Here is a 6650-nt window from a genome sequence, read left to right on the forward strand (position 1 = left end):
CCACAACGCCCGCCACGAGAACGCCGCATGAGCCGCCTACCGGCACACCGCCAGTGGCGACCGCACCAAGAACCGCATCGGGTACCGCGTCACCGCGTCATGGGACACCAGCCCCGACCGGCCCACGGCCCGCATCGCCCCCGACAAAGCCAAGGCCCGCCGCATGGCGCAGGAGAACGCCGACCAAGGCGCCTACGTGACCCTCAAGAACGGCACGTGGCGCACCGCCCGCGAGCACGACGGGCCCGCCCTGGTCGCCGAGCGCGACGCCGTCGAGGAGCAGCCGGCCACCCGCCGACCCCGCCCGAGTAGCATCCCGGGCGAACGCCCACCGCAGCTATGCGAGCTCGATGCTGAGTTGAACCCCCAGCTCACGGAAGCCCAAGGCGGCCGCAACCCGCCGGGATGCTGGCACCCGAGCTCGCCACTGCGGCAGCAGCCCGGCCGCGAGCGCATGCGCCGTCGTCGCCGAGCCCGTCACCCGGGCCAGCCCCCGCTCCCGCCACCCCGGGGCGGTCAACACGCTGATATGCGCGGTCCGGCTCGGCCAGCATCGGTATCCGGCGGCGGCGACCACCTGGCCATTCTCTCGGACCACGAACGCCGGCGAGGTGATCTCCCACAGGCCAGCCTCTCCCGCATCCTCCTCGCCCGCCGACTTCTCCAGGTCCCGCAAGTCCGGGTGCTCACCCGGTAGTTGTTCTACCGTCACTGAACTTGCCACGGCCGGACGGAAACCGTCCGCGGACGCATACGCGAGCGTTGCCGGCCCGAGCACCCGAGCCACGGGCAGCACCTCGCGAACCGCGTCGGCATCGGTGACCGCCTCCGCTGAAAGCATTCCGAGTGCGTCCCGAACCATCACGGCCGCACCCTCGCTCGGTGCGGTCACGATCGCCGCCTCTCCCAGGGACACCACCCCAACCCAACCGGGAGGGCAGATCCCCGACTCCGACGAGACGACCACGATCACACCCCCCGCCGACGCAAACGACACCGGCACGGACGCCAGGTCCTCCCACAGCCCACGGGCCCTGCCCAGCAAGGTATCTCTCGACATGGCCTGATCCTGTCAGCCCCAGCACCCAGCTGACCTACGAAATTAAACCGGCGAGACCGCTACCAACCACCTTGAACCCGGCAAAGGCAACGGTGCCCGCCCGGACACATCCTGCCGGGGGCACATCGGCGGGCGGGCGCTGCACATCACACGCTATCGGCCGTTCCCGAGAGTTCTCCGGCCGAGAACGCCCCGCGGCGGGGCGCATAGCCCCTCGCGCACGCGGTGCGGTGCTCTGCGCCCCACACCACACCGCGCGAGCTACCGTCCACCCACCGACGGACACCGGTCCCAGGACCACCCCCGAGCCCGACGGCCGGACCAGCACCAGACGGCGGCCGGACCCCTCGAGAGCCACTCCCCCTAGTACTCCAGCAGGACTTCGACGTTTTGCCTGCTCAGAGGCTGCGTGGCGCGAGTGTAGTGGGCGGACATCTCATCCGGGGCGGTCTTCACGGGACCGCCCCTCGATCGTGTGCTGCCGCCGTTGGAGGTCGCCGCGGCGGGGCAGCCTTTCGTCGTGATCAACGAGCCTTCAGCCGAGACCTGGGACCGCGAACTCGAAGACCTCTTCCTCCGCGTCGGTCACCGCTTCGGCCGCGTGGAGCCCCGTCGCCGGATGCGTGACTACGTCCGCGGCCTGCTCGGCCCGGTCGGCCGCAAGAACGGCTGGCAGCTGGCCGAATACGCAGGTCACGCCACCCCCGACGGCCTACAGCACCTGCTCGCCGGCGCCCGCTGGGACGCCGACGATATCCGCGACGAGCTCCAGGCCTTCGTCGCCGAACGTCTCGGCCAGGACAACGGAGTCCTGATCATCGACGACACCGGCTTCGTCAAGAAGGGCACCACCTCCGCAGGCGTGCAGCGCCAGTACTCCGGCACCGCCGGCCGCACCGAGAACTGCCAGATCGGGGTCTTCGCGGCCTACGCCTCCGCTCGCGGACGCGCCCTGGTCGACCGCGAGCTCTACCTGCCCAAGTCCTGGACCGAAGACCTGGACCGCTGCCGTGCGGCGAAGATCCCCGACGAGCGGGACTTCCACACCAAGGGCGAACTCGCCAAGGCCCTGGTGCTGCGCGCACTCGCCTCCGAGCTGCCCATCGCCTGGGTCACCGCGGACTCGGCCTACGGACAGGAAGGGCGCTTCCGCCGACTGCTGGAACAGTCCGGTGTCGGCTACGTAGGCGTGGAGCGGCAGTTGGAGAACTCTGAGGGCACCCCCACCCGACTCACCTGGGGATCTCTCGGCAAGGTTTGCAAAAGCCGATCGTTCAGATCGCCGGCCTTGTGGAGGATGGCGTCCCGCCAGGTGGTCCAAGAGATCAAGGCGCCGAAATCCGCAGGCCAGGGATGGTGGCTCCGTCCATTCAGGGGCTCAACCCACCTCACCAGCAGGCTTCGTGGGCAGGCGCGTCTACGGAGGTCGCCGTGGGCCTGGCCTCCTACCGGAACGCGTAGCGCTTGATCCCCTCCACCACGTCGTGGGACACGACCTTGTGGAGGTCGGACAGAGCAATCAGATGTACCTGGCCGTGGTCACCAACGGTGCTGTCATCACCGGTCGGCCGGCTCCCGAGGCCGTGTGGCGGCAGAGGATGTCGGAGGTGCTGACGGGTCCGTCCGCTTGGGCGAATTCTCCGCCGAAATCGACACCGCCGCGAAGAAGAACGGGCCCCCGCACATCTTCACTTCCACGTCCCCCGGATCCTGCAGGCACGGTCGGGATCCCGGAGACGGTCGGGATGTACCACGTCGCCAACGAGGACGTCAGTGCCTGGACTGTGGGCGACTTCAGCTACTCCGACCACTGATCTGTTGCCGCGCCGAGAAGACACGGCACGGCAGTGAGGGTCCGACCGTCGAGTGACGGTCGGACCCTCACTGCCGTGCGGCCGGCGCTCGCTCTGTCGGTCAGACGGGCAGGGGGGCAGGGGGGCAGAGCATTGCGGAAGCCCGCTCCAGCGGACTGCCGAGGGGCTCGGGTGCGGCCTCGGGTCGGGTGTGACAGGTGAAGCCGAGCCGGACCATGGCCCTGAGGACTTCGGCGGCGCTGAAGTCGCGGCGGTCCTGGCGGGTGATGACCTGGCCGACCTGCTTGACGGGGTAGTGACGTCGTCCGATGATCACGGACTCGCCGGCGGCGACCGGCTCGGGCTTGACGCCCTTCATCGCTTCCAGCACGCCGCTCTTGGTCAGGTCGAACGAGTAGCGAGCAATGACACAGCGCATGGGGCCTCATGAGGGAGAAGGGAAGACGGGGCCGACCGCGGTGAGGCGGATCAGCGCGAAAGAACCAGCACGCCGCAAAGGGCGCTGTCGTGTTCGTCGGCCGTGGGGAGGGTTCCGGGCGGCCGGTGGAACGTCGCGGGCGCGGCCCCCGCCGTTGAGCTCGGCGTCAAGGTCGATGGCCCGTCGCCGTCCGCGATGTCGCGCAAGCGGATCCGGTCCGTGTATCCGGAGCCGTCACGGACGGCGGTGAGCCGGACCCGGGTGACCAGTCCGGTGCACAGCCCGTCCTCGTCGCAGACGACCAGATGACCCGTACGGGCGGCGGCCATGACGGACAACGCCACCTCGACGGTCATGTCCTCCCAGACCTGCGGTCCGGCTTGGTCCGTCGCGTCGACCACCGGCGTGTGCGCCGCGTTGGGTCTCGCCTGGCGGTGCTGCATCTGCATCAGCGTCAAAGAAATACTCCTCACAGAGATGGGGCGGCTGCCTGAACCCGAGGTTCTACGCTGCCGCGTGGAAAGCGGACTTCCGTACGAGCGCTCGCCGGGCCGCCGAAGCGGGGCGGCGTCGGCCGCGGGAGGTGGTGCCCCGGTTCTTGGAACGTTCGACCACCGGTGCGGTGATGAGGACCGGGATACCCGAGGGAGCCTGAGCGCCGGTGATGCGGTGCAGGGCCTGATCACCCGGGCGGACCTGGGTGGTCCGCGGGACGATGCCCGCCATTGCCATGAGGCGGGTCATGTCGCGGCGCTGGTGCGGGGTGACCAGGGTGACGACGCTGCCGGACTGACCGGCACGGGCGGTACGGCCACCGCGGTGGAGGTAGTCCTTGTGGTCGGTCGGCGGGTCGACGTTGACAACGAGCTCGAGGTTGCCGACGTGGATGCCGCGGGCCGCGATGTTGGTCGCGACCAGCACGCTGACATGCCCGGTCTTGAACTGCGTCACGGTGCGGGTGCGCTGCGGCCGCGACTTCCCGCCGTGCAGGGCGGCGGCCCGTACCCCGCTGTTCAGGAGGTGTTCGGTCAGGCGGTCGACAGCCTGCTTGCTGTCGAGGAACATGATCACTCGGCCGTCGCGCGCGGCGATCTCGGTGGTCGCTGCCTGCTTGTCAGCGCCGTGGACATGGAGCACGTGGTGCCCCCTGGTCGTGACCGCCCCTGCCGAGGGGTCGACGGAGTGCATGACTGGATCGTTCAGGAAGCGACGCACGAGCAGGTCGACGTTCCGGTCGAGCGTGGCGGAGAACAGCATCCGCTGACCCTCGGGGCGGACCTGGTCGAGGAACGCGGTGACCTGCGCCATGAAGCCCATGCCGGCCATCTGGTCGGCCTCGTCGAGGACGGTGATGGCGACCTGGTCCAGCCGGCAGTCGCCGCGGTCGATGAGATCCCTGAGGCGTCCGGGTGTGGCGACGACGACCTCCGCGCCACCACGCAGGGCGCTCACCTGGCGGCCTATCGGCATCCCGCCCCCCACCGTGGCGAGCCGCAGCTTCACGGAGCGGGCGTAGGGGGCGAGCGCGTCGGTGACCTGCTGCGCCAGCTCCCGTGTCGGTACGAGGACCAGCCCCAGCGGCTGCCCGGCCTGGGCCCGCCGCCCGGCTGTACGGGCGAGCAGCGCCAGCCCGAAGGCGAGGGTCTTGCCGGAGCCGGTGCGCCCGCGGCCCAGTACGTCACGGCCCGCGAGGGAGTTCGGAAGGGTCGCGGCCTGGATCGGGAACGGAACGGTCACGCCCTGCCAACCCAGCGCGGCCAACAGCTCCACGGGCATGTCGAGATCGGCGAAGCCCTCCACTGCGGGAAGCGAGGGGGTGATCGCCTCGGGCAGAGCGAACTCACCCTGGACCGGGGCGGGCCCGGCGCCCCTTCCGGGGGCAGCCCTGCCCCTACGGGCGCGGGCGAAGCGGTCGTTCGTGCGTGTGCGGTACATGCGACACCTTCCTCGATGCGGCGCATATCAAGGAATTCCCGCGTCGACGAGCGGCGCGTAGAATCTCAAGAACGGGCCGAATGCGGCGTGAAAGCGATGCCGAGCGGACGGATATCCATGCCGGCGTGGGCGTCGAAGTGGACCCGTGATGTCGACGAAAAATCCGGAGCGTCGAGGTCCGGCCCCCAGGCCGCGAGCAGGGCCTCTGCATCCCGAGAGGAGATCCGCGCGGTGAGCCTGCAGATTCCTCCGGGTCGTCCCGAAGGTGAACACCGCCGGGAGATGCGTGCGGCTGGGGCCCGCACCCCGAAGGATGCGGGCCCCAGCTGCAGAGTACGCCTTGGTGTCAGGCGGGAACGATGTTCTCCGCCGTCGGGCCCTTCGGACTCTGAGCGATGTCGAAGGTCACCTTCTGGCCTTCGAGCAGCTCGCGGAAGCCCTGGGCGGCGATGTTCGAGTAGTGGGCGAACACGTCGGCGCCGCCACCGTCCTGCTCGATGAAGCCGAAGCCCTTTTCCGCATTGAACCACTTCACGGTACCAGCAGCCATGTCATATCTCCTTGTGGGGCAGCACATACGGGATCCGCACTGCGCGGACGTCTCGTCACCGCGATGATCACCCCGTCCGGAAAAAGACCGGAACGCAAAAGCCATTCCAGCGGCCAATGGCCGACCGGAGGCACTCGAAGCGTCGGGAACCACACTGCAACTGAGATGGACGCTACCACGTCACAACGATCCGCGTACGTCGAAAATCCCACTCCGTTCGCTGCGGCGAATACTGTGCCTGCGCGACCCTTTTAAATCTCCTCTCGCGATCGCAGATAATGAGGCTTTTCCAGCCTGTCTGCCCACGCTTGGAGTCGGGGATGAAGGACAAGCAGCGCTGGGTCTCTGACCCAGAGGTCGCCGAGGTCCAGGACGCCGCGATCACCGGCAAGGCCCGGCGCTGCCAGGCCACCACCCGCCTGCTGGTGCGCCGCACAAGGCGCCCGGACGATGCCGGGATCCCGGACGGCCAGGGCGAGTTGTCCAGCGTCCGGTGGTTCCACGCGGTCTTCAGCAGCCAGGTGCTGCCGCTGGTCCAGGCCGCAGCCGATCACTGCCGACACACGATCGTCGAGCAGGTCGTCGCCGATCTCGAGGGCTCGGTGCTGGGGCGCCCGCCGTCGGGATAGTCCGCCTGCGAACACGGCATCCACAGGCTTTGCCCTCCGGATGGACGGTAAGAGCCCGCGCGGCGCCGCCGACGTCAAGAGGCACGAGCCCCGCCGACCGCCTGCGCCGGCGCCACCGACAGGCCGACCGATCAAGGCGAAGACACGGGCGCCCCGGGCAGTCAGCCCAAGGGGCAGACCTGTAGGTACACCACTGCCCACTGTCCGGGCTACTGGAGTTCCGTCTGCTGACCGCGGTGGTGCC

6 protein-coding genes and 2 pseudogenes are annotated in these 6650 nt (G+C 69.3%); 3 read left to right on the plus strand and 5 right to left on the minus strand.

Translation table 11 applies throughout. The features are described from left to right. Window positions 1-337: 337 nt before the first annotated feature. A complete protein-coding gene (locus tag AOK09_RS01890) occupies window positions 338-892 on the minus strand; it encodes a GNAT family N-acetyltransferase (RefSeq protein ID WP_322973143.1) in 555 nt (184 codons plus the stop codon). Between the two features lie 691 nt (window positions 893-1583). Here AOK09_RS01890 and AOK09_RS01895 point away from each other — a divergent pair. Further along, window positions 1584-2246, plus strand: a pseudogene (locus AOK09_RS01895) (IS701 family transposase); the annotation flags it as partial. 298 nt (window positions 2247-2544) lie between these two features. Then, window positions 2545-2874: pseudogene (locus AOK09_RS41595) on the plus strand (hypothetical protein). A gap of 100 nt (window positions 2875-2974) precedes the next feature. Here AOK09_RS41595 and AOK09_RS01900 read toward each other — a convergent pair. The 4 genes from AOK09_RS01900 to AOK09_RS01915 all read right to left on the minus strand — a co-directional run bounded on the left by AOK09_RS01900 (window position 2975) and on the right by AOK09_RS01915 (window position 5777). Then, window positions 2975-3292, minus strand: a complete 318-nt coding sequence (locus AOK09_RS01900; protein WP_055585319.1) for an SCO5918 family protein — start codon at window positions 3290-3292, stop codon at window positions 2975-2977. Between the two features lie 50 nt (window positions 3293-3342). After that, a complete protein-coding gene (locus AOK09_RS01905; RefSeq protein ID WP_055585320.1) occupies window positions 3343-3750 on the minus strand; it encodes a CBS domain-containing protein in 408 nt (135 codons plus the stop codon). A gap of 46 nt (window positions 3751-3796) precedes the next feature. Continuing rightward, window positions 3797-5227, minus strand: coding sequence for a DEAD/DEAH box helicase (locus AOK09_RS01910; RefSeq protein ID WP_055585321.1), 1431 nt, complete (start codon window positions 5225-5227; stop codon window positions 3797-3799). Between the two features lie 346 nt (window positions 5228-5573). Next, on the minus strand, window positions 5574-5777 hold the full coding sequence (locus AOK09_RS01915; RefSeq protein WP_055585322.1) for a cold-shock protein: 204 nt from the start codon (window positions 5775-5777) through the stop codon (window positions 5574-5576). A gap of 320 nt (window positions 5778-6097) precedes the next feature. On the opposite strand from AOK09_RS01915, the gene AOK09_RS01920 reads away from it, so the two are divergent. Then, window positions 6098-6406, plus strand: coding sequence for a hypothetical protein (locus AOK09_RS01920; RefSeq protein ID WP_055585323.1), 309 nt, complete (start codon window positions 6098-6100; stop codon window positions 6404-6406). Window positions 6407-6650 lie beyond the last annotated feature (244 nt).

It is taken from the genome of Peterkaempfera griseoplana, assembly GCF_001418575.1.
In the GTDB taxonomy this organism is placed as follows: Bacteria; Actinomycetota; Actinomycetes; order Streptomycetales; family Streptomycetaceae; genus Peterkaempfera; species Peterkaempfera griseoplana.